This is a genomic window from Arthrobacter sp. SPT-J7, assembly GCF_059089965.1.
Genome location: NZ_JBNHFF010000392.1, coordinates 1 through 1,741, shown reverse-complemented (window position 1 = coordinate 1,741; position 1,741 = coordinate 1). Strand labels below are relative to the sequence as shown.

3 protein-coding genes are annotated in these 1,741 nt (G+C 63.9%); 1 reads left to right on the top strand and 2 read right to left on the bottom strand.

Translation table 11 applies throughout. From position 1 onward, the window contains the following. Positions 1–60: 60 nt before the first annotated feature. Both AC5RWX_RS32960 and AC5RWX_RS32955 read right to left on the bottom strand, forming a co-directional pair. Complete coding sequence (locus AC5RWX_RS32960) at positions 61–822, bottom strand: SGNH/GDSL hydrolase family protein (protein WP_494100372.1); 762 nt, start codon at positions 820–822, stop codon at positions 61–63. A 50-nt stretch (positions 823–872) separates the two neighbouring features. Then, positions 873–1,352, bottom strand: a complete 480-nt coding sequence (locus tag AC5RWX_RS32955; RefSeq protein ID WP_494100371.1) for a MarR family winged helix-turn-helix transcriptional regulator — start codon at positions 1,350–1,352, stop codon at positions 873–875. Between the two features lie 71 nt (positions 1,353–1,423). Here AC5RWX_RS32955 and AC5RWX_RS32950 point away from each other — a divergent pair, with 71 nt between their 5' ends. Continuing rightward, complete coding sequence (locus tag AC5RWX_RS32950; RefSeq protein WP_494100370.1) at positions 1,424–1,711, top strand: YciI family protein; 288 nt, start codon at positions 1,424–1,426, stop codon at positions 1,709–1,711. The last annotated feature ends 30 nt before the right edge of the window (positions 1,712–1,741 follow it).

Sequence of the window (1,741 nt, the reverse complement as noted above, 5' to 3'; positions counted from 1 at the left end):
ACGAGTTCACGCAATTAAAGACCAATCCGGCCCCGAAGGGTGTATAAGGAAGGCTGGCGGCTAGAGCCGTGTGAGCTGGGGGTACTTTGGTTCCAAGCCATCACCCGAGGACTTCCCGGTGACCCGCCGGACAACCCAGGGGCCCGCATACTCGCGGAACCAGCGGGCGTTTGCGCGGATGGCATCCACGCCACTGAGCTCCGGGACTGGAGTCATGGGCGGGACGTCGATGGAGTGGTCGTGTTCCAGCACGTCCAGCACTCGCTTGGCCATGTTCGCATGGCCCGCGGCGGACATATGCATCCGGTCCTGCGCCCACATGCCCCAGTCGTAGTATTCGCTGAAGCGCCAGTAGTCCACCAGTAACGCGCCGTGATCGCCGGCGATGCCGCGGACCAGTTCGTTGTAGATGGCCGTCCGTCCGCGCGTCGTGCTGAAGACCTTCGAACCCTTGGCGTCGAAGCCGGTGAACATGACCACGGCGGCACCGGCGGCGCGCAGTTTGGCGATGGCGTCGTCGTACTCCACCAGGAGGTTGTCGATGTCGATCCTCGGGCGCAGGATGTCGTTGGCACCCGCGTAAATGCTTACCAGGGTGGGTTTGAGTTCGACGGCGGCGTCCACCTGCTCAGCCAGGATCTGGCGAAGCTTTTTTCCACGGATAGCAAGGTTGGCATAGCCGAAGCCGGGGTCAGCCGCTCCCAACTGCTCGGCCACACGGTCTGCCCAGCCGCGGACACCGTTGGGGCGGGCGGGCTCGTCGTCGCCCACACCTTCCGTGAAGGAGTCACCAAGGGCCACGTACCGGGTCGTGAAATGCATTCGGCTAGTTTGCCACCAGTTGCTGGGAGCAACCAACCGCGGGTGGAGGCCTAGCTTTCCCGCAGGATCCAGTGGTCGGCGTCCAGCCGGCCCACTACTTTCTCGCCGATACGCGCCAGATCCTGCACGTCCTGCTCCGTCAAGGCGTCCAGGAACAAGTCCCGAACCGTCTCGACATGACCGGGTGCCAGGCCAACGATGGTCGCCATGCCTTCTTCCGTGAGATGGGCCGTAGTGACGCGGGCGTCGTGCGGGTGGGGACGCCGCTCCACCCACCCCCGCTTCTGCAGTTTGGTCACCACGTGCGAAAGCCGCGACAACGATGCGCTGCTTCGCGCGGCGAGCTCACTCATCGGCAGGAACCGCTCTTCTGCCTCAGACAGCATGGCCAGGACCGTGTAGTCGAAAAGGGACAGCTTCCCCGCAGCATGGAGCTTGGTGTCGAGGGCCGCCGGCAGGAGGGTATTGATGCTTACCAGGGCCAGCCAAGCACGGCGTTCGTCGGCGTTAAGCCAGCGGGGTTCGGTCATGTGCCCATTCTACGAGAAGAGGGCGGTTGATCCTTCAAGTAGCGGCCGGGCCGGCCGGTAGGCTTGGGCGCATGTATGTTGTCTCACTGAGCTACCGGGTACCCCAGGACATCGTGGATTTCCACAACGACGCCCACATCGCTTGGCTGCAGAAGGCTTTCGACGACGGCGTGTTCATTGCCGCCGGGCGCAAGGTCCCGCGGACGGGCGGCATGTTGCTCTCCAGGGCAGACCGCGGAACGCTTGACGCCAGCCTGGCACAGGACCCGTTCTACTCGAATGGCGTTGCCGACTTCGAAGTGGTGGAGTTCCACGCCGCCAGGGTGTCACCGGGCTTTGAGAACCTGCTGGACAATTAGGGCCAAGCACTAGCCGCCGGGGATGTGGTG